Origin of the sequence: Mycoplasma corogypsi (assembly GCF_045276875.1) — a bacterium.
Taxonomy (GTDB): domain Bacteria; phylum Bacillota_I; class Bacilli_A; order Mycoplasmatales; family Metamycoplasmataceae; genus Mycoplasmopsis; species Mycoplasmopsis corogypsi.
Genome location: NZ_CP174163.1, coordinates 417,766 through 444,548 on the forward strand (window position 1 = coordinate 417,766; position 26,783 = coordinate 444,548).

The following is a 26,783-nucleotide window of genomic DNA, read 5'->3' on the forward strand; positions in this document are numbered from 1 at the left end:
TTAAGCCTCACTAAGGATATCAATTATGTATTTTTCAAATGAACCATCTTTATCTTTGAATGAGTTGTTCACTGATTCTAGTAAAGCTTCTTTTTCTTTTAGCATCTTTTTGATAGTTATATTTTCAAGAGTAACATCAGCTTCTTCTTTGCTGGTTTTAATTTTATCTGGGTCAATTAAAGCATCAACTTCAATTTCTTTGTTAATTTCATAGAAATTTTGTCAAGTTCTTTGGAATTTAGAAATTGAGGTTTTAACTTCTAATTGCTTGATTTTACTTAGTAATTCAGCTTTTTTATCTTCAAAAGTTTGATTTTTATCGACTAGTCCACTATCTTTTAAATAAACATAACCTGTGTCAGTAAGGTTGTAATAACGAATTACATCATCTTTTTTGTGTGGTTTGTCAACATTGAAAACAAATATTGAAGCAGGTTGAGCCTTTCCACTTTCGATAAATAAATCTTCTTGCATTTTAATAACACTTTCAAGTGTTGCAATATTTAGGATTTTTGCAAAAACATCTTTACTTTGACCGAATTTTTGTGATGGAATAATAGCGATAACTTTTGAATTTTTGTTATCTGAATTTTTTACTAATGTAATGTTTTGTAAAATGATTTCAAGAGGTTTGTATTTATCTTCGTATGGAGGATTTAAGATTACTTTTGTTGGTTGAATTCTTGTTTCAACACCATCTTTTTTAACTTTGAATGATGATTTTTGTAAAGTTAAAACATCTTCACTAAATAGTAAAGATTCATTTAATCTTTTCAGCATGAAATTCGCTAAACAAATAGTAACCATTTTTGGTTCAATGTCATTAGCGATAATAGCATTATATAATCTACTATTATATTGGTCATATTCTTCTTTGGTGATTTTTCTAGTATTATAGTCTTCATCCATTTGTTTGAACATAGTTGAATATGATAAAAGAGAAAATAGTCCAGTACCACTACACAAGTCAGCTACAACATCTTTTTTATAGTCTAATTCAGATAAATCAACCATAAGTTGAGCTGCAAATGATGGTGTTAAAACAATTCCTTCATTACTTTTACTTGCTTTTTTATCAATTTCCATATATAAAGTTTCAAAGAATAAATCCCCAACTTCAATACTTGGGAAATCTTCACTAATAAAATCAGTGATAAATTCTTGAAATAAGCTTCTATCTCTATCTAAATTGGTGTTCACCCCAGAAATTGTTTTAAGTGAGTTCATTACAGCATTGTATGTGCTGGCTTTTAGGTCTAATTTTTCAATTTCTTGTTGTGTTAGATTTAGTAGTTGATCAATTGGTTTTACATCTTCGCTTACAAAATTGATAAAACTAGTTAATTTATTAACATTTTGGAAATCTTTGTTTTTAGTTAAACAAAAAATTAGTGATGCAATAAAAATAACTTTACTATTTCTTGAAACATCTGTATCTAGTTGGTATATTCTTTGATTTAGCTTCTTAATGTCTCTTAATTCCATGTCATTTTCTCCAGTTAATTTTAATAAGTTCTATATGTTGTTTTTAAATTCCAATAATTTGGTTCGATTGTGTTTTATTAAATATAAGATTTTTTAATAGGAAATTCTTTTGTTAAAGCTAATACTTTTTGTTTTAGTTCATTTAATTTTACTTGGTCATTAACTACACTTGTGTAGTTTCTTAAACAATAATCAATAATATCGGCTAATTCTTCTCATTTAGTGAAATCACGGCTTGTCATAGCGGCTGCACCTAAACGGATACCACTTCCAAGTGTTGGGCTTAAAGTGTCAAATGGAATTGAGTTTTTGTTGATTGTGATATTAATTTTTTCTAAAATTTCTTCTGCTTCTTTACCGTTAATTCCATATGTTTGCTTAACATTAACCATAAATAAGTGATTATCAGTTCCACCGCTAACTAATGTACAACCTTTATCTAAAAATGCTTGAGCAAATTTTTTAGAGTTAGCTACGATATTTTGAGCATATTGTTTAAATTGAGGGTGTAAAGCTTCATTAAAACTTACTGCTTTACCAGCGATAGCGTGGAATAGTGGTCCACCTTGATATCCTGGAAAGACTCAACGGTTGATTTTAGTAGCAATTTCGTCATCGTTAGTCATAATAATACCACCACGACCACCACGCATTGTTTTGTGGGTTGTAGAAGTGATTACATGAGCATGACCAACTGGTGATGAATGAACTCCACCAGCAATCAGTCCAGCAATGTGAGCAATGTCAGCAAGTAATTTAGCTCCACATTTATCAGCTATTTCTCTAAAACGCTTAAAGTCGATAGTTCTTGAATAAGCTGAATAACCACAAATAATTAAGTCTGGTTTTTCTTCTAAAGCTTGTTTTTCAATAGCATCATAATCTAAATAACCATTTTGATCTAGTTCATATGAAACTGAATTATAGAAAATACCACTAAAACTTATTTTGTATCCGTGTGTTAAATGTCCACCACAACTTAAGGCTAACCCCATAATTTTGCCACCGCTAGGAACAACTGATGCAATAGCAGCTGCGTTAGCTACAGAACCAGAGTATGGTTGAACATTAGCATGTTTTACACCAAAAATTTGTTTTAGTCGATCAATAGCAGCTTGCTCAACTATATCAACATTTTCACAGCTTCCGTAGTATCTTTTGCCTGGGTATCCTTCACCATATTTATTAGTTAAAACACTTCCTTGTGCTATTAAAACATCTTCAGATACATAGTTTTCACTAGCGATTAGCTCAATGTGATCTTCTTGACGATGTAATTCATTATTAATTGCATCTTGTACTATTTTGTCTTTAATTTTAATTTCTTTGTACATTACTACCTCGCTAGTTATTTATTGTATTTTTTGCTTATTAATGCAATATTAGCTTCATTTGCTGTAATTCTTAAAGTAATATTATGTGAGTTTTGTTTTTGATAATCATCAATTTGTTGAACTTGTAAAACATTTACTGTTTGTTTGATTTCTTGAACGATTTTGCCAATATAATCACCATTTTGAATTTCAAAAGTTAAATCAACACTTTTTAGAGGTGAAAAATCAACTGGGGTAAATTTAGTTTGTTTTAAAACATTTGGTTTTATAAATTCAGCATAAACAGCATTTGTTGTATTAAACTTAGGATGTAATTTACCAATTCATCCAATCATTTTGTTTTCGTGCATAATCTTTGCTGAATAGTTTTGATGAATATACTCATTATCTTTAAAAGGAACAAATTCAAGATCATTTATTTGTAAAAAGTTTAATAAATCTTCTTGTACTTGAGTAAAGTCTTTGACAGTAGAAGCCATTCCGTAAACTAAGACATTATTATTAATCATTCCATGTTCAAAAATGTTTAAGTTATTAATTTTACGTTTTTGGTTGTAATCTATAACTTCTGATAATGAGCTAATGATTGAATTTCTAACTACTTCTCTTTCTTTTGATACAAAAGTTTGCAATTTAACAGATGAAGCAAAGTTAAATGGATTTAATTTAGCTTTTTGTTCTGATACTAATGTAAATGTACGAGCTTCAAAATAACCTTGGTGAACTAAAATAGCTTTATCGTTATTTCTTTTTTGAGTTAAAACAGGCTTGTTTTTATATGGTTGAGCTTTAAATTGTGAGTATGACATAAATCTAAAGATTTCTTCAATAATATCTTCAAAAATTGTTACATCATATCTATAATTTGGAACTTTGACTTTATCTTTTTTGAATTCAAAACCTAATTTGGTTAAAGCTGCTAAAGCATTTTTGTATTTAGTTTGGTCGTATTCATAAGCATATCTGGTTAAAAGTTCATCATTTAATTTAATTTCTAATGGTTTAGCTACATTTACTTCATTAACTGTGTTTGAAACTTGTAAATCTTTGCAGTAGCTACGAATAAAATTCATACCTAAAGCTACCATTTCTTGTGAAATTACTCTTGAACCTTGGTTTGATGAGTTAGTTAACAGTTTAATTTCTTTTGCTCCATGACGAACTAATTTTGGATCAAATAAACCAATTTCAAAAACAAATTTAGAGCTATTTTCATCAGCTTTTGTATCTTCTAGTCCCATAACACAAGCTAGCGAAATAACTTTATGTTCATCACAAATAGCTAAAACATCTTTAACTTCAACTTCTTTATTTCCTAAAATATTAACTTTACCACTGTATAGTTGGGTTGAAATTTTAGAACCAATTTTATTTAAGTCATAAACGTGAGTTGGAGTACCCATTAAAATTAAACATAGGTTACTTAAGTTAACAGCTCAGTTAAATCTTGAGGAAATTCCGTGTTTAGCTAGTAATAATTTTTCTTCAAAACTAGTTTCTAAACTTCCATGCACTTCAGTAAATGATAGTTCTGAAGCTAATTTATTTTCCACTACTAAATTTGATTTAAATGAATCTTTCACTTTAGTAATCTCAAAGTTAAATTCTAAATCAAAATAAGCAGCTAGCTCTCTTGCTAAAACATAATATGAATTAGCATCATTACGGTTGGCGGTGGTTGAAACTTCAATAATGTAATCATCTAAACCTAGTTTTACAATTGGATTATCATTTAGAGTTGCAAAATCGCTAGGTAAGACTAACACTTGGTCTTTAGCTTCTAAAAGTTCATAGTCATAACCAATTTCACTTAAAGCTGCCATCATTCCTTGTGAAGGATAACCTTGGAGCATTTTTTCACCATAAACTATGTCTTTATTTCTTGAACCAACTGGAAAACAAATTGATAAATCACCTGGTTTTAGTATTTTATTATTAGTTTGGATGTTAATAATACCATTTTTAGTTTCTAAAGTTAATAAATCTAATTTAGGAGCATTTGGATTATCTTTAACTTCTAAAACTTTGGCAAAAACTAGTCCTTCAATATCGCTAAAACGCTTTACTTGTTCAACTTCAAAACCTAATTCATTAAGTGCAACTTCAACTTCGGTATGAGTTAGTTTTTTAACTTTTAAATATTTATTAATTTGATTTAATGAAAAATACATAGAACTCCTTATTTTAATAAATCTCACTTAATTGGTTGTTGACCTTGTTTTTTAAGTTTTTGGTTAATTAACTTAAATAAACTAGAGTTTTCAAAACCATGTCTATAACTAAATGGACTAGGGTGTGCGATAGCGATAATGTTATGCGGATCTAATTTAACACCTTTAGCAAATTGTTGTGCTTTTTTTCCTAGTAACACTAAAATCACATTTGGATTTTGGTAGCAAACTTCATCTAAAACGCTTCTAGTAAAAGTTTGTCAACCGAATTTTTGGTGTGAATTTGGTTTACCTTGTTCGACAGTTAAAACTGTATTTAGAAGTAAAACTCCTTGTTTTGCTCAATCGACTAAACTATTAGTTTCAATTTTAGTTTTTGGATAGTCTTTAAGTAGCTCTTTAAACATGTTTTTTAAACTAGGAGGTGTTTTATTGCTTCTAGTACTAAAAGCCAATCCATCAGCTACTCCTTCAGTATGATATGGATCTTGACCGATAATAATTACTTTAGTTTGTTCAACTTGGAAAAATTCAAAGGCTCTAAACATATCAACTTGATGAGGATAAATGCTTAAATCATTTGGACATGTTTTTAAGTTAGATAGAATTTGTTCAAAATAAGGTTTTTGACCTTCACGACGTAAAATATTTAAAAAACTATCTTTCATTTCTAAATTGCTCCATAATTCTTAAATCGTTTCGATATAAATCACGAATGTCACTAAATCCATATTTAATCATTGTAATTCTTTCAATTCCTAAACCAGCAGCAAAACCATTGAAATCATTTGTATATCCAGCCATTTTTAACACATTAGGATGCAACATACCAGCTCCTAAAATTTCAATTCATCTATTTTTGTAAAATACATCAACCTCAACACTAGGTTCAGTAAATGGGAAATAACTAGGACGAAGTCTAATTTCAACTTCTTCTTCTAAAACATATGATAAAAGTGATTTTAAAGTTCAAATTAAGTTAGAAAAACTAACATGTCCAACTGAAACAAAGTCTAATTGAGTAAATTGGTGTGAGTGAGTCGCATCATCTTCATCATTTCGATACACTTTACCAATTGCAAAGGTTGAAATTTCTTCATTTTTGTGTTCTTCTAAAACCAGTGCAGTAATTCCAGTATTATGAGTTCTAAGTAAAGTATTTGGGTCTAAATAAAGTGAATCGTGCATGGCTCTCGCTGGGTGATTTGAAGGCATGTTTAATCTTTCAAAGTTATAGACATCAGAAACTATTTCACCTGCTTCTTTTTGATAATAACCATGTTGAAAAAATCAGTCTTTTAATCTTTCTTCAATAATTGTAATTGGATTTAAAGCACCTTGTAAACTGTATGGTTTAGTTACATCAATAAATTCATTATTTACACGAGCTAAAATTTCTAGTTCTTTCACACGGTTTTCGGCTTCAATAAAGAAAGCTTCATAACTATTTTTTAATTCAGTTATTTTTTTACCAATTTCTTTTTTTAGTTCCACTGGTGCGCTTTTTAGTTCTTGTTGCAGCTTAAATAATTCACCATTTTGACCATAAACGTGTGCTTTAGCATGTTTTAAATCTTCTAAATTATTAATATCAGTTAATTTATAGTTCATAATAATTACTCCTTATGAGTTTTTAACTTTATTTCATCATTGTTTGATTTTTTGTTCCATATCAGATGTACCTGGAAAATAAAATTGCACATCTTTGATTTGGTTTGGTAAGTATTGTTGTTTGACATAATTATACGGCTGATAGTCATGAGGGTATAAATAACCAACTCCATCACCTAATTTGCTAGCTGAAGCGTAATGGCTATCTCTTAAGTGTTTTGGTATTTCATAAATTTTACCGTTATCTAAATAGTTATTGACATTTTGAATTGCCATATAAGCTGAATTTGACTTTGGAGCTAATGCTAAATCAATTAGTGCAAAACCAATCGGCAACACCCCTTCAGCAACCCCTAGTCTTTCAAAAACTCTAATTGCAGTTTCAACTCTCACACCAACCATTGGTGCAGCCACTCCGATATCTTCATAAGCTACACAAAGCATTCGGCGAAATAACCCATCTAAATCACCGCTTTTTAAAATTAGTAGTCCATAATATAAACTAGCATCAACATCGCTACCACGCAGTGATTTGTGTAGTGCTGATAGATTGTTATAGTGAGCTTGTGAATTTAAGTCACTATAAAAGTTAATATTTGGAATAATGGTTTTTAAGTCATTTTTAGTTATTTCGACATTTTCAGTTGCTAAAAAAGCTAACATCTGCAAGTTATTAATACTTAAACGATAATCACCAGCACTAAAGCTAGCTAAATCATAAAGTCTCTCATCACTAATTAATAACTTTGGAAATTGTTGGTTAATAATTTGTCTTAAACCAAAAACTATTTGTGCTTCAGTTAGTTTGTTAAATTGTAAAATTTGCATTCTACTTCTAACTGCTGGAACAACCTTAAAATAAGGATTTTCAGTTGTAGTAGCATAAACTATAATTTTGTCAAATTCTAAATATGAAAGTAAAATATCTTGCTTGTCTTTATTTAAACGGTGAATTTCATCGATGATGATAATTTGTTTAGTTTCAAGAATTTTAACCAAATCAGCTTTGCTATCAACACTAGCGTTAAAATAACCATATTCTTTTTGCATTTGATTTGCTAATGCAAAGGCAGCAGTTGTTTTACCTATTCCGCTTTCGCCGTAAAATAAAAAACTACTAGTGATGTTGTTTTTTACTACGGCTTGCAGTATTTTTTTAATGTGATCTTGTCCGATAAGATCGCTAATTTTACTAGGTCGAATTTGGTTTGCAAGGTTTTTGTTCATAATATTTTTAATTATACCTTTTTATTAATTTAATTAATAAAACTTATACTAAAACAGCGCTAAAAACAGTCCAAATTTTGTAAAGAAAAGGCACAAACTTTGTGCCTTAACTAATTATTGTTTAAATTGTGAAGTATATAAATCGTAGTAGAAACCTTGCTGATCTAATAGTTGCTTGTGACTACCTTTTTCGATGATAAATCCATCATCAACTACGATGATTTGATCAGCATTTTTGATTGTACTTAAACGGTGAGCGATCACAAATGAAGTTTTATTTTTCATTAAGTGTAACATCGCTTCTTGAACTATTTTTTCAGTACTTGAATCGATATTACTTGTTGCTTCATCTAAAATTAAAATACTACGGTTACTTAAGATTGCACGAGTGATTGAAAGTAATTGTTTTTGACCTTGCGATAAGTTTGAACCATTATTTTCAATCATGGTGTTATATCCATCAGGCATATTCATAATAAAGTGATGAGCTTGAGTTAGTTTAGCTGCATGCATAATTTCTTCATCAGTAGCATGAGGATTGGCGATTTTTAAGTTATCAATAATTGATTCATTGAATAAAAATGAATCTTGCAGCACAATCGTCATATTGTCTCTTAGTTGCTTAGTTTTGATGTTTCTTAATTCGTTTCCATCAATTGTGATGCTACCTTTTTCATAGTCATAGTACTTACTTAATAAGCTAATAATTGTAGTTTTACCAGCTCCTGTAGGTCCTACGATAGCAACTACTTCCCCAGGTTTAGCTTCAAATGAAGCTGATTTTAACTGGTGATTTAATGATTTTGGGTTGTATTTAAAATACACATCATTAAAGACTATGTGTCCGTTAACTTGTTTTAATTCAATTGTTTCTTGAGAGGTATCTGGTGTTTTAATTTTAGTTAGCTTAAATAATCTACTTGAAGAAGCTACCCCAATTTGTAAGCTGAAAGTACTATTTAATATTTGTTGAAATGGTCCGATATAACTTCAACAAATTGAAATATAAGTAATAACAAATCCTGCTGTAGCACGACCATTTTCGTTAATACCAATTCCAGGAATTCCTACTAGTGGAAGATTAAATAAAGTAAATGTAGCCGCAATACCAGTGATTGCAACAATGACAATATTAGAAATAATTCCATAAAGTGTATCAAAGCTTTTAGCGATGGTATCACCTATGTATGCGGAATCACGAATATTTAAGGTAATTTTTTCTAATTTACTGAATGTATAGGCTTGTTGGTCAAAAGAGTTAGTTACTTTAGTATTAACTAACATTTCTTCAACAAAGGCATTTAGCTCACCAAATGCGTTTTGTACTTTAATAAAGTGAGGTTGAGATTTTTTCATAAGCAACATCACTAACCCAAATAAAACCAAGCTTAAAGGTACAATAATGGCTGTTAAACTCAATGATAGCAGTGATAAAATCACAATCGCTAGTGTCATACTAAATATTCCACCAGTAACTTGTGTTAAAACTTGAAACATTGAGTTAGAAATGTTATTAACATCGACAATAATACTTGAAATTAAGTTTCCGGTTTTATTTTTATCGTAAAAACTTAAAGGTAATTTGTGAAATTTAGCAATAATTTCGTTTCTTAGTCTACTTCCCGAGTTATAAGCTACTTTGACATAATGAGAGTTTTCTAAATACCTAAAAATAGCATAAGTAATAAATGAAAGTGCTAAACAGCTTAAAGTAATTGAAAATCCAACAGCATCAAACGCTTTGGCGTGATCGCTAGCTTCAACCGCTGGTGAGATGTATTTAGTTACAATAAAACCAGCTAAAAAGCTTCCTAAAACATAAAATAGTGAGTTAATAAATGAAAATATAACTCCTAAAACAAAAGCTTTCTTTTCGTATAAAAGGTATGAAATTAAGGTTTTTAAGGCAGATTTATATGGAACATGTTCGTGTTTGTCTTCGATTAAGTCTTTGGTTATTTCTCTTTTTTCATTAACTTCCATACATTCTCCTATTGTTCGAGTTGGTTTTGAGCCACTTCTTTGTATCAGATACAACTATCTAATAGTTGTTCATGTGTTCCTTGAGCAATAATTTCACCTTTGTCCATTACTAAAATTTTATCTGCGTGTTTAATTGAGTTAATTTTTTGGGAAATAATTACGGTTGTACAACTGTAATTGTTATTAATGTTATGAATTAGTTTTTTAGTTGTAATGTTATCTAGCGCACTAGTTGAATCGTCTAAAATTAAAATTTTAGGATCAATAAGTAGTGTTCTAGCGATTGATAAACGTTGTTTTTGTCCACCTGATAGGTTTTTTCCTCTTTGAGCAACATGATGTTCTAAGCGGTCAGGTAGAGTTTTGATAAAATCAAATGCACAAGCATTTTCAAGTGCTTTTTGTAATTCTACGTCAGTAGCGTTTTCTTTTGCGAAAGTTAGGTTTTGGCGAATCGTACCAGAATATAATAACGCATCTTGGTAAACAATTCCGACTTTATCGTGTAATTCTTTAGTATCAATGTTTTTAACTTCAATGTTATTAATTAAAACATTTCCATTATCGTACTTCATATTATTAACTAATAAGTTAGCAATAGTACTTTTTCCACTACCAGTAGGTCCGATAATTCCTAAAGTTTGTCCACCTTCGATTTTAAAATTAATATCTTTTAGTGCATAATCACGAGATTCGCTAAAGTATTTAAAGTTTAAGTTTCTAAATTCAATTCCATAGTTTTTAACATTATTGACTTGACTTAGTAAATTAACGATTTTGGCACCGTTATTTACTTTTAAGTCATCATATTTAGTATTTAACACTTCAGTGATACGTTTAGAACTAATTTTAGCTCTAAAAAATGAACCCATAAATTGAGCAAATAACATCACACCCATGGCGATCATAAATTCATACTCAATAAAAACATTAATTTTAGCTAATAATTGTTCATTAACACTTGGAGCGTTAGTTTTAATTAAGATCGCAGCGGCAGTTAAAATGAAAACAATAATTAAGTTAACAATTCCAAAAAACGCTGGTGTTGCAACACTAAAAGTGTTAAAAATTTTCTTTTCATTATAAGCTCATTTGCTATTAGCTAAATTAAATTTCATTTGTTGCTTATCTTGTAAATTGTAAGCTTTAATAAATTTAACTCCGTTAATAGTTTCTTCAGCTTCTTTGGTGATATTATCCAAATTAACCCTATTTTTCTTAAGTAATGGATTAATCTTAGTAAAAATAATTGCAATAACAATCGTTAAAGCAGGTATAACTAATAAAATTGATCAAGCAAATGAAACATCTGTTAAAAAAGCAAAAACTAAACCAACAACTATATATAGTGGTGCTCTAACTAAAGCAGTCGAAGCTCCAACTAAAAACTCTCAAAAAACAGCCACATCATCGTTAATTCTAGTGATTAAGCTTTCGATTTTTAAGTTTGAAATGTCTTTTAAACTTAAAAGTTGATATTTTTTAAACAACTGATCACGATAGAATTTTGAAGCATTATCTCCACCTCAGATAATAATTAGTAGTCCAATTAAACTAGTTAAAGCAAATAGAAAAATAGATGAAGAAGTTAAAATAGCTAACATTGCTAAACATTCTTTGTTAGTTCCTTCATAAATTACAATATTGTTAAATAAGTGAATATTGTAAGTATCCATTTTGCCACTTGGTACTAGTAGTGGGATAAATTGAGAGATTAAGATTGGTAAAAACATCGCCACAGCAACGTTTAGTAACATAAAAAAGACACCAATCACAAAATACATTTTGATTTTTGTTGGTAAAATTTTAAACATTTGTATCATTGTATTCTCCTCTCTAGTTTTGTTTCATATTATACCATTTTTAAGAGCTAAAAGTTTAAATAGTACTGCTAAATAGTTAATAATTGATAGTGTTTACTAAATAAAAAAAGAGCATCCAGTAAGATGCGAAACTAAAATTGAAATTTAAGAATCCATTTTAGTTAAAATTTCAGTTGCCTCTTGGATGAAAACATCACAATTTTGCGAAAATTTTAGGCATTTATCAGTGTTTTCGATTTTAGTGCTGACAATTAATTTATTGTTATCGTAAATGAATCTATCATATAAATCTAAAAAGTTATTCATTTGATTTGGATTATTATGTCAAAGTTCTTGTAGGTTCAAAATATTTGTTAGTTTTGAATAAATAATTTCAAACAAGGTGATAAATTCGGAAGCTTGCTTTAAATTTTCGATGATGTATTTGTAATTTTTGATAATTTTAATTAAAGCTTCATCACTTTTGTTTGCAAACAGAGCACAATATTTAGTACTATCTACTTTATCAATTAGTAGGTGACTTACAAATTTTCTAAGTAATTGAGCATTTAACAAAACATTGGTATTATCAATGTTTTCGTTTTCAAAAACAACATTTTTGTATCCAGATAACAAGTAATTAAAGTGTAAGAAGTATCCAGTATAAGTAATTTTATCGTTGATTTTACTTGCAAGTCTTCTAATCGTATTATTATGCTTATTAATTGCTACAATTTGATCATTAACTTCTTGTAAGTCTGGTTTTAAAGCTAATTTAGTTAGCATCAAAACATCATCTTTATTGTAGTTTTTAATCATTTTAGTAATTTGGTTGTACTGACTGATTTTATTTTTAAAGCTAGTTAAAAAGTTTTTTAGTTTGTAATCACTGGTAGTTTTGTAAAAATGTTTATTAGAAATACATAATAAAACATATCCTAAACCAGCTGCATAAAAACCACTTAATTTTGAGCTAATTTGTTTGGGAATCCGATAGCTTAAAATTCTTTTATATTTACTTTTAAGTTTAGCTTCATGATCAATATCGGTTAGCTTAAATATTTTTTCATAAGTTGATAAACCAATTTGAGTTCTTAATAAATCTATTGTCGGTTTTTCGTGTAGAGTTTTAGTTCAAAAATTTTCTAAAACGCTATTGTAACCAACAAATTCGTAATTATCGCTGTTGAATTTTTCAAAACCAATTAAGTTGATAATAGAGTGGATAAATTTGGCTCTAGCGTTGGTTAAAAACTCATTAAAATTTTTAAAATTTAGATCAAAAAATTCAGTGGTAACTTGTTTTTGACTTGTCGCTAAAGTATAACAATAGGCAATTCCATATTTTTTTAGAAATTCTTGGTCTTGTAAAAATTATCACTCATATTGAGAAATTGATTAGTTATTGATTCAAAATCTATATAAATTTTAGTTTTATCCATTTTTGCCTCTTTAGTCTTATTGGTATTAGGAACAAAAAAACGCATTTAGCGTTTTTATCGTACTAATATTATATTACAATTAGTACCTTTAAATTTTTAATTCGTACTTATTTATACAAATATTTTAAGAGAGTTTATGAACTTCGATAATGGCTGAATATTTTTGAGCTTTGGTAATTTCGATGACCTTAAATGTAACTTTATCTTGTAAATTATAACGAGCATTTTTAGTTAGTCATTTTTTATCAGTTTTGAGTAACAATCATTTTCTCAGTTGCATGTCACCTTCACCTTTTTCAAGTAAATCCTCATCTAAATCAAGTTGTTTAAATAAATCTGACATGATAACATTAGATTGCACACGTGATTTTTCAAGTGAAATTTCATAAATTTCTTCATCGTCATCGTATTCATCATAAATTTCACCGATAATTTCTTCAACAATATCTTCGATGGTAATAATACCAATTGCTGTGTTTGAGTGATTATTTTCGACTACAAAACCCATATGAGACCTAGAAGCTCTTAATTTTTCAAGTGCACTAGATAAAATGGAGTTAGCGGAAATAAAAGGTACTGTTTTCATATAGTCAATGACACGATTTGACTGATTTTGGTGGAAAATGTCTTTAACTAGCACAATACCGATTAACTCACCATCTTTTTCAACAGGAATTCTAGAATAATTAGTTTCGATAAATAATTCTAAAGCTTGTTTTACGGTGCTTTTATAATCAATAGTTGATACATCTTTCATTTTGATGTAGTGTGAAGAAACCTTAGTTGAATCTAAATCTAAAGCGTTTTGCGCTAAAAGTGATTCACCTGTTTGAATCACACCTTCGGTTTGAGCGATTTTAATAAAGTTTTTTAAGTCTTCTTCACTATGAGTTTCATAAACTTGTTTTGTTAGTTTAGAAATTGGATAAGTAATGATAAATAGTAGTCAGTAGTGTAGCTCAATAAATAAGCAAAATACTTTTAAGAATCTTAATGGATTTGCTTTAGCTAATAATTTAGGTGTGATTTCACCAAAGAAAACAAGTAAAGGTGTAACAACTGCGATAGTTAAAAGTGTTACTAATCCTTCATCGTGACCAAAAATATTGCTTAACAATAAGTTAGTTACTGTAGCTGAAGCTACATTTACGATGTTATTACCGATTAAAATGGTACTTAAAACTTGATTGTAGCGTTTGATTTGTTTTTGGATTAAATTAGCTAATCTTTCTTTATTTTCAACAGCTTCGTGTAATTTAGCTGCTGAAATAGTTGAATAAGCGGTTTCGCTACCACTAAAAATACTACTTAAAATGAACATTAAAATAATAATAACTAATAGAACGATTTTAGCTGCTAAACTATGCATAAAATCCTCCGATATTAGTTAAGGATTGTATTAATTTGTAAGTTCGACTGGGGGAGTTTTCCATTTTCTTTTCTCCTACTCATTATCAAATGAATCGTCAATAAATCTAACGATATCACCACGGTAAACTAAAGTACTTTTACCTGGCTGACCGTTTCTGTTTTTGGCGATTGTAACATGAGTTAAGCTATAACTTGAATTTTCTTGTTTGTTTTTTAAATCTGAATCTTTGAGTGCATTAATAAATTTACTTGGGTTATCATTATGATCAGATTTTTTCTTGTTATCTACTACATCACGGTGTAAAAAGATAACAATATCAGCATCTTTTTCAATCGCACTACTATCACTTAAATCGATAAGCTGTGGTGTTTTTTGTTCACGTGTTTCAACTGAACGAGATAACTGACTAAGTGCTAAAATTGGAACTTTTTGCTCTAAAGCAAACTGTTTTAAGCTCCGAGAAATAAAGGCAATTTCGTTTTGACGGTTTCCGTTAACATCTGGAGCTGAAATTAGTTGAATATAGTCAATTACAACTAAATCTAACTTTCCGTGTAGTTTCTTTTTCATATCTTTTAGTTTTCTTGTGATATCAAAAATACTACTACTTGTATTATCGTCAATATAAATATGCGCTTTACTTAAAGTGGTTGCTTGTTTGATGATAATTTTACTTAATTCACCAGTATTTCCTACAAGTTCTTCTGGGTGATTAATTAAACTTAAAGCAACTTGTGAATCTGAAGAAACTAATCTGGCTGTAAGTTCTTGGACTGGCATTTCTAGTGAAATAAAGACTACATTTTTTGGTCTATTGGCTGAATCTACTGATTCATCTTGAGTATCATTTGATAGTTCATTAATTGCATTTTGACTATTTAAATCATGATATTCTTGAATTAAACTTGGATTAGTGTTTTGTTCATCTAAGTGGCTGGTGGTAATGTTTAAAGCAATATTTAAGGCTAAAGCGGTTTTACCAACCCCAGGACGAGCAGCTAAGACGATAACTTGTGATTCAGTAAAACCTTTAATGTATTTATCAATTGCTTTATAGCCTGTTTTTAAGCCACGAATTTGATCGACACTAGGATCGAAGTTTTGTAAGTAATTAACTAGTTCAGATGAAGATTTTTCAAGTGACACAAAACCTGAGTCTTCGATGTTTTTGCTTCCGTTTTCATACACAAACTGTTCAAATTGGTTCAAAATATCACTATATTTAATATCTGAACGTTGATTTTGTGTCATTACGGTTGAATACTTGTTAAAAAATGCTTGTAAAAAACGAAGTTTTTTTAGTTCTAGTAATGTATTTAAATCACGTTCAAATGAACTTTCAGAAAAAGGAATAGTTGAAAAATGATAAATAAACTCTGGAGTTAGCAGGTTAAATTTACTTGCTAAATTTTTATTTTGTTCTAGTTCACTAACTAAATCTTGTGCACTAAATCACATATTTGAACTTTGAATGTTTTTATGTAGTAGTTTCACTAAATTAAATAGTTCTCTATTTTGAGGATAAAAGAAACAATCTTCATTTAAAGCACCTACTACAGATGACTGACGATCTTTATCGTTTAGTGCCATTGAGAGCACTCTAAGTTCTATTTTTTCATCTTTTAGAATTGTATTAGGATCAACATTTAATATTTGAGGTTCTTGAAATTCAATAGTTTTTTCTTTTCGCATGTAACCTACTTTTTAATTTCTTGAATCGTAATTACAATAGATAGTTGAGCTTTAATATCTTTATATAAAATAGCATCAACATGGTGTAAACCTTCTGAAACTAAATGAATTTTTTGCAATGAGTGTTTTGGTAAGTTATAACCTAATTCTTTTAGTTTTTTGTCTACTTCTTTGGTTGAAACAGAACCGTGCACGTTTAGGTTTTTATTTGCATCAGTTGCTGCAGTTAGGTGGAATTTTAATTCTAACTGTTCTAATTTTTCTTTTAACGCTAAAGCATTTGAACGATTTTCATGTTCATCTGCTGCTAGGTTATCTAATCTTTTTTCTAAAGCTTTTTTAGTTGCATCATTATAAGGAACACCTAATCCTTTTTTAACTAAAAAGTTTGTTCCATATCCAGCTGCTACTTCAATAATTGTGTTAGCTTTTCCATCTTTACAGTCTTTAATCAAGATTATTTTCATTGTATTCCTCTTTTCTAGCGCTTATAATTGCTTGCTTGATATTATCAACAAATGTTTCTAAATCTTCATTACTATTGGCTGCAGCAGTACTAAAGTGACCACCACCTCCAACTGCTTCACAAATAATTTGCACATTTGTTTCAATTCCACGTGCGCTAAGTTTATATAAACCTTCATCTTTTAGTTTTGCGACAACAAAACTAGCAATACGACCACGAATATTTAATAACTGGTTAGCCGCAATTGAAATGATATCATTTGTAGTTTCTAGCTCACTGTAAGCTAAAAAGTATCCTTTTTTAACTTCAGTGGTGTTTTCTAAAATTTCATTAACTAAATCTTGAGTATTTTGATCAATTTTTAACACTTCACTACTGATGTTTGATTTTGCACCTTTTGCCTCTAGTCATCCAGCTGCTTTGAAAGTTCTAGGAGTTACTGATTTGGTAAATTGACTTGTATCTAAATAAATACCATTTAGTAGCATTTGTGCTGCTGGTTCAGTTAAGTTAACTTTGTGATCTAAATAGGTTAAAACTTCAGTTACTATCTCACTAGCTGATGAACTAGAAGTTTCAATATAACGGTTAGTTTTTGGACAAAAATCAATTGGAAATGCATAACGGTGGTGATCAAAAATGAAAATATTTTCTCTAGCGGCATTAACTAAAGCATTTTCATTATCAGTACGACGAGGGTCAGAAGTATCAACTAAAACAACCATCGTTTTTTCATTAGTTAATTCACTACCTTTTTCAGCTTTTTTAAGGAAAATATCATCATTTTTGTAAATACTTTTTTCAATTAATACTTTTTGCTGATTTTTTCCGGTTGAATCGTAGCTACTAATTGCAATGTATGCTTTTTTACCAAAAGCACGAGCAATTTCATACACAGCATAAGCTGAACCAATTGCATCTAAATCGGCTCATTTATGAGCATAAATTACAACACTATCAATTTTGTCATTTCTTAAAGCTTTTTCAAAGTTTTCAGCAACTAGTCTAATTTTAGCTTGATTGTTATCAGCTAAAATTTCTGAATTTGACCCAAAATAAACTGGTGCTGATGCATTTGAGAAAATCGCAACTTGATCTCCTCCACGACTTTGAGCTTGCACTAGGGCTTTTTTGGCTTGTTCTAGTTTATCTTTTAAACTACTTCAACCACGAGCAAAACCAATACTTAAAGTCAGTTTTGAAATTGAAGGATCAGAAATATTTTCATGCACTTGCATAAATAAATTAAATTGGGTATCTTGTAGTTTCTTTAATGTTTCTTCATTTGTGAAAATAACAAATTTACCATTAGTATACTGACGATAGATCAGGTTATATTTTTCTACATATTGTTTAATAACATCAATAACCACTTGATTGATGTTAAAAAGTTGTTCATCAGATAAAATTGATTGATAAAGTTGGAAATTATCAATTTCAATTTCACCAATAACTGGTTGTTGGTTTTTAGCTAAAACTTTAAATGAGTTTTCAGCTGTAATATCACGTAAAATAACCGTATTACTTTTAGGTCAAAATTGCACTTCATAACTTGAACCTTCGATATTTAGAGTTGATTTGTTATTGTTTAGAAGTGAATTTAGGTCATAGTTTTTATCGTACTTATTAAAAAAGTCCATAATATCTTGACCGATAAAGTCTTCTTTTAGTGTGTTAGTGAAGAAATTACTGGTTCATATAATTTGACGATTAACATCATAAATTAGCATACCAATGCTATTGTTTGACATAATCTCTTCGAGTAGACTATTAAAAGATTTTTTAACTAATTCTCTCGAACGAGCAAACTGGCTAGTTGCTTTAAATAGCACAATAATCATAGCGATTAAAATTGCTGCAATGGTAAAAGCTAAAATAATATTAACTTTTACATCGTTATTTGCATATGCTAAAACAACAATTAAACCAACTAAACACGCTAAAAAAATCAAAACGATAAAGAAATAGGTTCAAATTTTTCTTTTTGTTTGCATTTTACCTTTCTAAATTAAATATATTTAAATTATACAACATTGTAATTTATAAGTTATGCAAAAGCTAAAAACACTTGTATCACTTTATTAAAAGTGTGTTAATAAAAAATTAAAAGACTCAACATAGTTAAATGTCAAGTCTTAAAATTATAACTTAATGAGCGTGCATTTCATGTGATCCGTGTGAGTGGAAAAGTAAGACAAAGGCAGCAAATGCTACACCAACAAAGAGAGAAATAATAGTGATAAATCATTGCTTTTTCTCCATGTTGACATGATAGAATTCAGGGAAAAATTCAACTAGTGAAGTAAATAGGAAAATTCCACCAATAATAGCCATCATAAAGCCTTGTGCCCAAATGTGATTTGCTACAGCTCCACCAACAAATACACCAACAATCATAAATGGTAGGAATAAAAAGTCCATTAATGTTGAAATTAAAAGTGCGCTTCAACGACCATAACCAGCTTCTCTTAAACGGTAGTAGTAGACTAATTCTTCAGGTATCATATGTAAAATTAGCGAAATAAAGTAAGCTGTAGTTAAACTATTAATAGCACCAGAACCACTTCCGTTTTCAAAAAATAAACTTAAGTTGTATCCGATTAAGAAACCTTCTGGCACTCTGTGGGTTAAAAGTAAAGCTAAAGCAATAACTTTTAGTTTGCCACTAACTTTTTCAGCTAAAGCATCTTCAGCAAGCGATAAACTATCTTCTTGAGTAAAAATGTGATCTGGGTGCTCATGAATATGAGCAACACCATGTTCATGTGAATGATCGTGGACAAAGACACTTAATTTTTTACTACTCATTAATTTTTTATTAATACGATAAGTAATTACATATTTTAGAGCAAAACTAAACATTAAACCACTTATTAATCCACCAAAAACAACTAGTACATTAATTAATATTTCATTAACTTCAGGGTGGCTTTCAGCATAAGCTTCAGAATTATGTAAAGCTTCTCTTAAAAAACCAAATGAAGCTAAAATAAGGAAAAAACCAGTAGAAAAGGCATATAAATAAACTTTGGTTCGATGATTTAATTTACTTTTAAAGATTGGAAATAAAATTGAAATACCAACTGGTATGACCAACAAAAAGGCGATGAAAATAAATACTAAAGCAATTTTAGCACCAACAACATTTCCGTTTAACGAATTAGTTAAGTTGTTAGCTAATTGAGTTCAAAAATTAAACATTATTCTTCAGTTTTAATATCGATGTTATGGTAAACTTCTTGGATGTCTTCATCATCTTTAAGTTTTTCAATAAAATCTAGTAATTTCTTTTCTTTTTCTGCATCGTATTCAACATAAATGTTAGGAATGTATGTAACTTCACATTGAATAAATGTATCGATACTTAGGTCGTTTTCAATTGCATTTTTTAGCTGTGTAAAGTTTTCTGGTAATGATAAAAGTACGAATGATGTTTCTTCGTTTTCAATTTCTTCAGCACCATTTTCTAAAGCAACTAACATTAATTCATCTTCAGAAACTAAGTCTTTAGAAATTTCAATAATCCCTCTTTTATCAAAAGCATATGGAATTTGTCCTGTTTTACCTAGTGAAGCGTTTTGTTTGTTAAAGTACGCTTGCACATTTGAAGTTACTCTATTGATATTGTCACTTAATGTTTGAACAATAAAAGTAGCCCCTCCTGGAATTGTTGCATTAAATAAAGTTTCAACGAATGCACTAGCGTTTTTATCACCTTTAGCTTTAGCGATAGCTCTTTCGATGTTGTCCTTTGGCATATTTTTAGCTTTAGCTTTTGAAATAGCTAACTTTAAAGCTGGGTTCATTTCAGGATCTGGTCCTAATTTTGCTGCTACGTAAATTTCCTTTGATAATTTTTGGAAAATCTTACCTCTAGCTGCGTCTTGGGCACCTTTACGGTGCATAACATTGGCTGCATGTGAATGTCCTGCCATAAAAAGCTCCTTGTTTATTTTAATAGCATATTAGAAACTAATATGTATTTTGTTTTTATTCAATTTTAATTGGAACATATGCGCCATCACGCTTATGTTGTGAAATTTTGTGTTTATGTAAAATTTTTTGTATTGTTTCTTTTCCTAAAACTTCTTCTAATTGTTCATTAGTTAGTTTTTTGTAATTATTTAAGTAAAAGTCTAAACTAGCATAAGAAAAACCTAATTCATCTTCATCGGTTTGACCTTCTCATAGTCCAGCACTTGGGTCTTTTGAAATAATTGAATCTGGTACACCTAATAATGAAGCTAGAAACTTAACTTCACCTTTAGTTAAGTGTGAAATCGGTAATAAATCAGCTCCACCATCACCATACTTAGTAAAGTAACCGATAAACACTTCATCAGCATTATCTGTTCCTAAAACTAACTTGTTATTTTGTTGAGCTAATGCATAAACTGTTGTCATTCTTAATCTTGGTTTAATATTAGCAATTGCTAATTGATTATCAAGTGACATAGCTTGTGTTATACCACTAAAAGCTGTGCTTAAATCTACAGTTATAAATTTATCTTCGAATGCTTTTTCTAATTGACTAATATGTTCTAAATCAGTTTTGGTCATTTGATTAACTGGCATAACTACACCAATTGTGTCTAAATGCTTAATTCTTTTAGAAATTGCATAAACTAGTGAAGAATCAATTCCACCACTAATACCAACCACAAAACCACTAGCATTTACTTCTTTAGCTTTTGTAGTTAAAAATTCAGTAATAGTTTCTAGATATTCAAGAGCTAATTTTTCATTATAAACTGGTTGAGTACCATTATAACTTGTTATTTTACTCATGATCCCCTCTATTTTGTTTCAAATATTTTTTAAATTTTACTATATTTATAGCACTTTTTAATTAAAAAATTAAAATATATTACTAAATTAGAATATATATGACTGGGTTAGTTTATTTTCCTGAAAATTTATTGATTTAGCACTTTTTATTAGAGTTCAAAATAAAATAATAATTTTTATGAATTTAGTGATTTTTTTATTCAAATCATCAAGTTTTTAAGGTGAATTTTAGTCTAAAAATTAGCAAAAAATTATAATTTTATTATCAATAATAAATCACTTTATTTATATTAATCTCCCAAACACAAGGAGTTTTATGAAATATTTTAATCTCAAAAAGAAATTAAAATTATTAGTTGCTAGTTCAGCTGTTTTAGTTCCTTTAGTTGTTATTTCTTGTGAAGAACAAAAACAAATTAAAAAAGATGATAATAATGAGAATGAAAGTTTAAAATCAAAAACTAAATTAGCTGTAAATTCAGTGGATTCAGAGAAAAACAAAGATAATAAGGTGATTGATAAGTCAATAGATGTAGAAGAAAATAATAAAGATATTACTCCAGTTGAAGAAAATAATACAACAACTGAAACGGATGGAACAGTTAATAATGAACCAGTAAATACACCAAATGAAGATGAAAATGCTGAATTGACTGGTAAAGAAGCTTTAAACAATACTGTACCAGTTGAATTTAGAAACATCATTAAATTTAAAGATGAAAATTCATATAACAAATTCAAAGAAAGATATTCATATAGACAACAAAGAGCAAAACAGGGTAGTAAAACACCAATTATCATCTATAGATATAGCAATGGAATTGTAGGTATATATGGTGGTGGAACTGGTGAAAATAATGATATTTTCAGTCTCAACGATAATTTTGATTATTCATTAATTTTTAGTTCGATAAAAAATAACCAAGTTGGTCTAGAATTCGATTTTGATGAAAATCTTGGAAAAATAGAGATCAAAATTAAATTTATTAAAGATAAATCACCTAAATTAATCGAGACTATTTTAATTAGTGAACAAGGGATAAAATATGAAACAAAATTAGCCCATGATGTTTCTGTTGAAGATTTATCAGAAGTTTCAAATAACGAAAACACTGAAACCACCGATGAAAATGACACAGAAACAAATAGCGAAGAAACTGATAATTCAAATTCAGCAAATAAATCTACTGAAACAATAGCTAATGATAATGCAAACTTAAATTTAGTTAAATTAAATCAACCAATTAATGAATTTATTCCTGATAAAACTATTTTTGTACGCCCTATTTTTGGTGCTCAATTTATTGAAAAAACTACAAATCAAAAGATTATTACTTTATTTAATCATGCAGATTCACCAGGTGGTAAGTCTAACCGTGAACCAGTTGCTAAATTACCTTCAAATTTAGAAAAAATAGTAGGTAGTCAATTAAATAATCAGGGTGCTCAAGAAGTTAGTGAATTTGTTGAATTAGCCAATGTTATAAATGATTTAAGTAAATTAAATCCAAGTAGTTTTGTTATTTATGGCGGTGATACAAATATTATGAGTCAAAACTTTGATTTACAAAAGGTTTTGTTAAATCAAGAGATTAATGCATATGCAAATACAAATGATGATACGTTAAAAACTTCATTAGGAACTAAAAACCCTTATGTAAACCCATATGATAAGATTTACTTTAAATCTTCGAAAGAACCAAGTTTATTAGAATTAACTACCTTAGAAGTTGATAAATACAAATATTATCGTGGTGATATTATTAGTGATTTTGCTAAAATATTTCCAAACAAACAAGCTGAATTTTATAATAAAAACGGTTATGTAGTTAACGATAATCAAACAGATTTAAATCTAATTAGAACTCATATTTCTGATCACTTACCAGTTTCAATGACGCTAACTAAAAATAATGAGCCAATCTTAAAAGTAGCTCATTGAAATATTCTAAACTATGGTAGAAAAGGTAGTCAAAACGATTATTTATTAGAATTTAAGGCTTATGCTTTAGCTAAAATCATTGCACATTACAATTATGATATTATTGGTTTAACTGAAATAAATGATGAAACTGGTGATGATGTAGCATTAATAGTTAAAAACTTAAATAAGTTGACTAATTCAAATAAATTCAAATTTATTGTTCAAAATTATAATACGACTAAAATACCTAAAAGTTATAGCAATAGATTTACTATCAGTCAACAAGAACAAGTTGGAATTATTTATGATAGTTCTAAAGTGGATTTAGATATAAACTTTAGAGATAAAGACCATCCAAATGGCGGAATAACAATACAAAGATATTTTGATTACTTAAAATAGCACAAAGTTGTTATTTTTTGTTTTTCTAGTTTTTAGTAAGTTTGACACTTCTAGCAAAAAATTAGCTAAAATATTATTAATAGGATTTAAAAATGAAAAAGATTAAATGAATATTAGCATCAACAACTATTGTTATGCCATTTACAGCTATTTCCTGTATGGATGTAGTAGAAAAGTTGGATGCAAATAATAAAAACAAAGATTCAAACAATAATACTAGTTCTACAAGTAATCAAGTAGCTAGTGATAAAGAAAGAGAAGCTGCTAGACTTGAAAGAATTAAAAAACAAAGAGAAAAAGAAGCTAAATTAAGTGAGCTAGATGCTCAATTAAAATCTAAACAACGTGAAGCTAGAATTAAACAAGTTGAAGTAAACGGAATTATTGCTCGACTAAATAATTTAGGAAATGAAGCAGTAAGTGCCGCAGAAGCTCAAAAAGCAGAAGAAATTAAAGCTACTGAAACTCAAATCAGAGAGTTACAAACTCAAATAGAAACTGCAAAAACAGAAATAGCTACTTTAACTAATGAATTGAGTGATACTGAAACACTAAAAACAAACACAAGAACAAAAATAGAAACTTTAACTAGCGAAATTCCTAAATTAGAAGCACAAAAACCAACTGTTGAAGAAGTAATCAGAGGATTAGAAACTCAATTAACTGATGCTAAAACCGCTTTTAATACTGAAAACACAAAAAATGAAGAAAAAATAAAAGCAATTAATGCCAAAAAAGCTGAATATACAGTACTAAAAAATGCATATGATGCATTACTATCAAGTTACTCAAGCACTGATATTTCAAGGTTAAATGCTGAAAATGATCGCCTAACAGCAGAAAAAGTAAAAGAAGAAGACTTAAAAACTTTAATTGAAGCTGCAAACACATACTATAAAACAGATGCCAAAACAGCGATGGATGCTTATAAAGGTACTAGAACAAAAGCCGCAGAAAAATTAAACGATATGAAAGAATCATTAAAAACTAAAGTTAAAGAGGCATTAGAAAATAACTTAAGAGAATATTGAAATATCGATAATAACCCTGTATTTGAAATTAAATCTATAATAAGCTCAAGTAACCTAACACCAATATTAAATAGATATGCAAGAAGTGTAAGCAGTGCTAACTCATTAAACGAAGATAATAGGTCAAAGGTTGATGAATACATGAAGGTTATACAATCCGCTGCTAATGAATTAGAAACAAAAATTACGGCATTACAAGCTAAATTGATAGAAGCGGATAAAAAGATCGCTACACCTAGAGATCCAAATCCTAATAAATACAATAATGTTGGTACAACATATAAAAATTTAGATCGAAGTTTTACAATGTGAATTCAAGAGGTTGATAAAAAAATAAACACTATTGCTGAAACCATTAAATCTAATGAAGATCAAATAAAAGCAAGTAGTGCAAGTGAAAAAGAAAAACAACAACAAGTCGAAGCGAAAAGAGTAGAACTTGAGAAAAAAGCAAAAGAATTTATGGATGAATACGGCTTTTCTATAGATAGACCATACGCTAATCCTCAAGAATGAATTGATGCTAGAAATAAAGTTAATGAACTAGAAACACAACTAAGAGATAAACAAACAGAATTAACTAATATTACAGCAACAATCACAAGTAAAACTAATGAAAAAAATAGACTTCAGAGCGAATTAGATAATTTCCCTGCGACTGTTGAAGCTAAAAAAGCAGAAAAAGCTCAAAAAGAACAAAAAGTTAGTGAGTTAGAAAATAATATTTCAGCAAAAAGAACTGAATTAGAAGCAATCAGAAATAGAGATACTAATGTCGGAGTCGATAATACTCTTCAAGCTCAATTAACCAGCGAAAAACAAGCAAAAGAAGCAGAACTAGCTCAACTTAATCAAGAAATTAAACAAATTGAAACACAAATTTCAGAAGTACAAAATAGTTAATTTCTAGTTTAGCTTTAAAATAGCTTTATCAAATTACAAACTTAGTCATAAATAATGAGACTAAGTTTTTTAATTTTGTTAAATATTAGTATTTTTACTTAAAGAAGACTGAAGTTTATAAAAAAGCAAAATAAAATCAGCCGTGTGGCTGATATTTTTTTTATTTAGCTTGATTTAGTTTAGAAAACTTAAGTGCTTTGTCAGCAGCTTTTAGTTTTGATGGGTTTTCCATGCTTAAAGCTTCTAAAATAGGAACTGCAACAATGTCGTTTTTAACAATCCCAATTGCTAAACCACTTTTTCCTTCTAATAAGCAACTTACTGCTTTCATACCCATTAAAGTAGCTAAAATACGTTCTTGAGCACTTGGACGACCACCACGTTGAATGTGATTTAGTGGGTTTACTCTAGTATCTCATTTAGTTGTTTCTTGAACTAATTTTTCAAGTGCTTTAATGTCGTAGCATTTTTCTGAAACCGCAATAATAATGCTTCTACGACCTTTTTGTTTAGTTAATTCTAAAGCTTGGTTTGCGATTTCTTCTTCACTTAAACGGTATTGGCTAGTTGCAATAATTTCAGCACCAGTAGCTAGTCCTGAATATAGTGCTAAATCACCACAACCATTACCCATAATTTCAACGATCATAATTCTTTGGTGACTTTTAGCTGTGTCTCTAATACGGTCAATAGCTTCAACAATTGTATTAAGTGCAGTATCATAACCGATAGTGTAGTCACTTGAAGCGATATCGTTATCAATTGTTCCAGGTAATCCAATAGTTTTTACACCAATTTCGTGTAATAATTGAGCACCTTTGTAGCTTCCATCTCCACCAACAACTACTAAAGCTTCAATTCCACGGTTTTTTAGGTTATTAGCAGCTACTTGACGAACTTCTGGGTTTTTAAATTCAGGAAAACGAGCTGAATAAATGAATGTTCCACCTTGGTTTAAGTATTGATCAACATCTAAATTATCAGCATTAACAATGTTATCGTTGTATAATCCTTTATATCCTTCGTAAACTACGTACGCTTCTAAACCGTTAGCTTTGGCTTGTTTTACAACTGCTCTAACAGCATTATTCATCCCTGGAGCATCACCACCAGATGTTAAAATTGCAATTTTTCTCATAATAATTCCTTG

General features: G+C 29.1%; 19 protein-coding genes. 2 read left to right on the forward strand and 17 right to left on the reverse strand.

Annotation, left to right across the window (positions count from 1 at the left end; genetic code table 4):
• From ACJA23_RS01750 to nadE, 16 genes are all read right to left on the reverse strand, one after another.
• The gene (locus tag ACJA23_RS01750) at nt 1-1,485 is read right to left on the reverse strand and encodes a hypothetical protein (protein WP_406614719.1); all 1,485 of its coding nucleotides are present in this window, start codon (nt 1,483-1,485) and stop codon (nt 1-3) included.
• 77 nt (nt 1,486-1,562) lie between these two features.
• Nucleotides 1,563-2,819, reverse strand: coding sequence for a serine hydroxymethyltransferase (gene glyA, locus ACJA23_RS01755; RefSeq protein WP_406614721.1), 1,257 nt, complete (start codon nt 2,817-2,819; stop codon nt 1,563-1,565).
• 14 nt (nt 2,820-2,833) lie between these two features.
• Complete coding sequence (locus ACJA23_RS01760; protein ID WP_406614723.1) at nt 2,834-4,990, reverse strand: phenylalanine--tRNA ligase subunit beta; 2,157 nt, start codon at nt 4,988-4,990, stop codon at nt 2,834-2,836.
• Nucleotides 4,991-4,998: 8 nt separating this feature from the next.
• Nucleotides 4,999-5,658 carry a uracil-DNA glycosylase gene (locus ACJA23_RS01765; RefSeq protein WP_406614725.1) on the reverse strand — a complete coding sequence of 220 codons (660 nt, stop codon included), beginning with the start codon at nt 5,656-5,658 and terminating at the stop codon, nt 4,999-5,001.
• The gene (pheS, locus tag ACJA23_RS01770; RefSeq protein WP_406614727.1) at nt 5,648-6,601 is read right to left on the reverse strand and encodes a phenylalanine--tRNA ligase subunit alpha; all 954 of its coding nucleotides are present in this window, start codon (nt 6,599-6,601) and stop codon (nt 5,648-5,650) included. Before pheS ends, ACJA23_RS01765 begins: the two co-directional genes overlap by 11 nt.
• A gap of 12 nt (nt 6,602-6,613) precedes the next feature.
• On the reverse strand, nt 6,614-7,828 hold the full coding sequence (locus ACJA23_RS01775) for a replication-associated recombination protein A (RefSeq protein WP_406614729.1): 1,215 nt from the start codon (nt 7,826-7,828) through the stop codon (nt 6,614-6,616).
• Between the two features lie 114 nt (nt 7,829-7,942).
• Entirely contained in the window at nt 7,943-9,811 is a 1,869-nt protein-coding gene (locus ACJA23_RS01780) for an ABC transporter ATP-binding protein (RefSeq protein ID WP_406614731.1), read from the reverse strand.
• An 8-nt stretch (nt 9,812-9,819) separates the two neighbouring features.
• The gene (locus tag ACJA23_RS01785) at nt 9,820-11,625 is read right to left on the reverse strand and encodes an ABC transporter ATP-binding protein (protein WP_406614733.1); all 1,806 of its coding nucleotides are present in this window, start codon (nt 11,623-11,625) and stop codon (nt 9,820-9,822) included.
• 153 nt (nt 11,626-11,778) lie between these two features.
• The gene (locus ACJA23_RS01790; protein WP_406614735.1) at nt 11,779-12,432 is read right to left on the reverse strand and encodes a hypothetical protein; all 654 of its coding nucleotides are present in this window, start codon (nt 12,430-12,432) and stop codon (nt 11,779-11,781) included.
• A 747-nt stretch (nt 12,433-13,179) separates the two neighbouring features.
• Complete coding sequence (locus ACJA23_RS01795) at nt 13,180-14,424, reverse strand: hemolysin family protein (protein ID WP_406614737.1); 1,245 nt, start codon at nt 14,422-14,424, stop codon at nt 13,180-13,182.
• Nucleotides 14,425-14,499: 75 nt separating this feature from the next.
• The gene (locus ACJA23_RS01800) at nt 14,500-16,119 is read right to left on the reverse strand and encodes a DnaB-like helicase C-terminal domain-containing protein (RefSeq protein ID WP_406613422.1); all 1,620 of its coding nucleotides are present in this window, start codon (nt 16,117-16,119) and stop codon (nt 14,500-14,502) included.
• Nucleotides 16,120-16,124: 5 nt separating this feature from the next.
• Nucleotides 16,125-16,586, reverse strand: coding sequence for a 50S ribosomal protein L9 (rplI, locus tag ACJA23_RS01805; protein WP_406613424.1), 462 nt, complete (start codon nt 16,584-16,586; stop codon nt 16,125-16,127).
• Nucleotides 16,567-18,579, reverse strand: a complete 2,013-nt coding sequence (locus ACJA23_RS01810; protein WP_406613426.1) for a DHH family phosphoesterase — start codon at nt 18,577-18,579, stop codon at nt 16,567-16,569. Before ACJA23_RS01810 ends, rplI begins: the two co-directional genes overlap by 20 nt.
• Nucleotides 18,580-18,733: 154 nt before the next feature.
• Entirely contained in the window at nt 18,734-19,786 is a 1,053-nt protein-coding gene (locus ACJA23_RS01815) for a ZIP family metal transporter (RefSeq protein WP_406613428.1), read from the reverse strand.
• Nucleotides 19,786-20,520, reverse strand: coding sequence for a YebC/PmpR family DNA-binding transcriptional regulator (locus ACJA23_RS01820; protein WP_406613430.1), 735 nt, complete (start codon nt 20,518-20,520; stop codon nt 19,786-19,788). Before ACJA23_RS01820 ends, ACJA23_RS01815 begins: the two co-directional genes overlap by 1 nt.
• A 55-nt stretch (nt 20,521-20,575) precedes the next feature.
• Nucleotides 20,576-21,373, reverse strand: coding sequence for an NAD(+) synthase (gene nadE, locus ACJA23_RS01825; protein WP_406613432.1), 798 nt, complete (start codon nt 21,371-21,373; stop codon nt 20,576-20,578).
• A gap of 316 nt (nt 21,374-21,689) precedes the next feature.
• On the opposite strand from nadE, the gene ACJA23_RS01830 reads away from it, so the two are divergent.
• Complete coding sequence (locus ACJA23_RS01830) at nt 21,690-23,699, forward strand: hypothetical protein (protein WP_406613434.1); 2,010 nt, start codon at nt 21,690-21,692, stop codon at nt 23,697-23,699.
• Nucleotides 23,700-23,791: 92 nt separating this feature from the next.
• Complete coding sequence (locus ACJA23_RS01835; RefSeq protein WP_406613436.1) at nt 23,792-25,633, forward strand: hypothetical protein; 1,842 nt, start codon at nt 23,792-23,794, stop codon at nt 25,631-25,633.
• A gap of 160 nt (nt 25,634-25,793) precedes the next feature.
• On the opposite strand, the gene pfkA is transcribed toward ACJA23_RS01835, so the two are convergent.
• A complete protein-coding gene (gene pfkA, locus ACJA23_RS01840; RefSeq protein ID WP_406614754.1) occupies nt 25,794-26,774 on the reverse strand; it encodes a 6-phosphofructokinase in 981 nt (326 codons plus the stop codon).
• Nucleotides 26,775-26,783 lie beyond the last annotated feature (9 nt).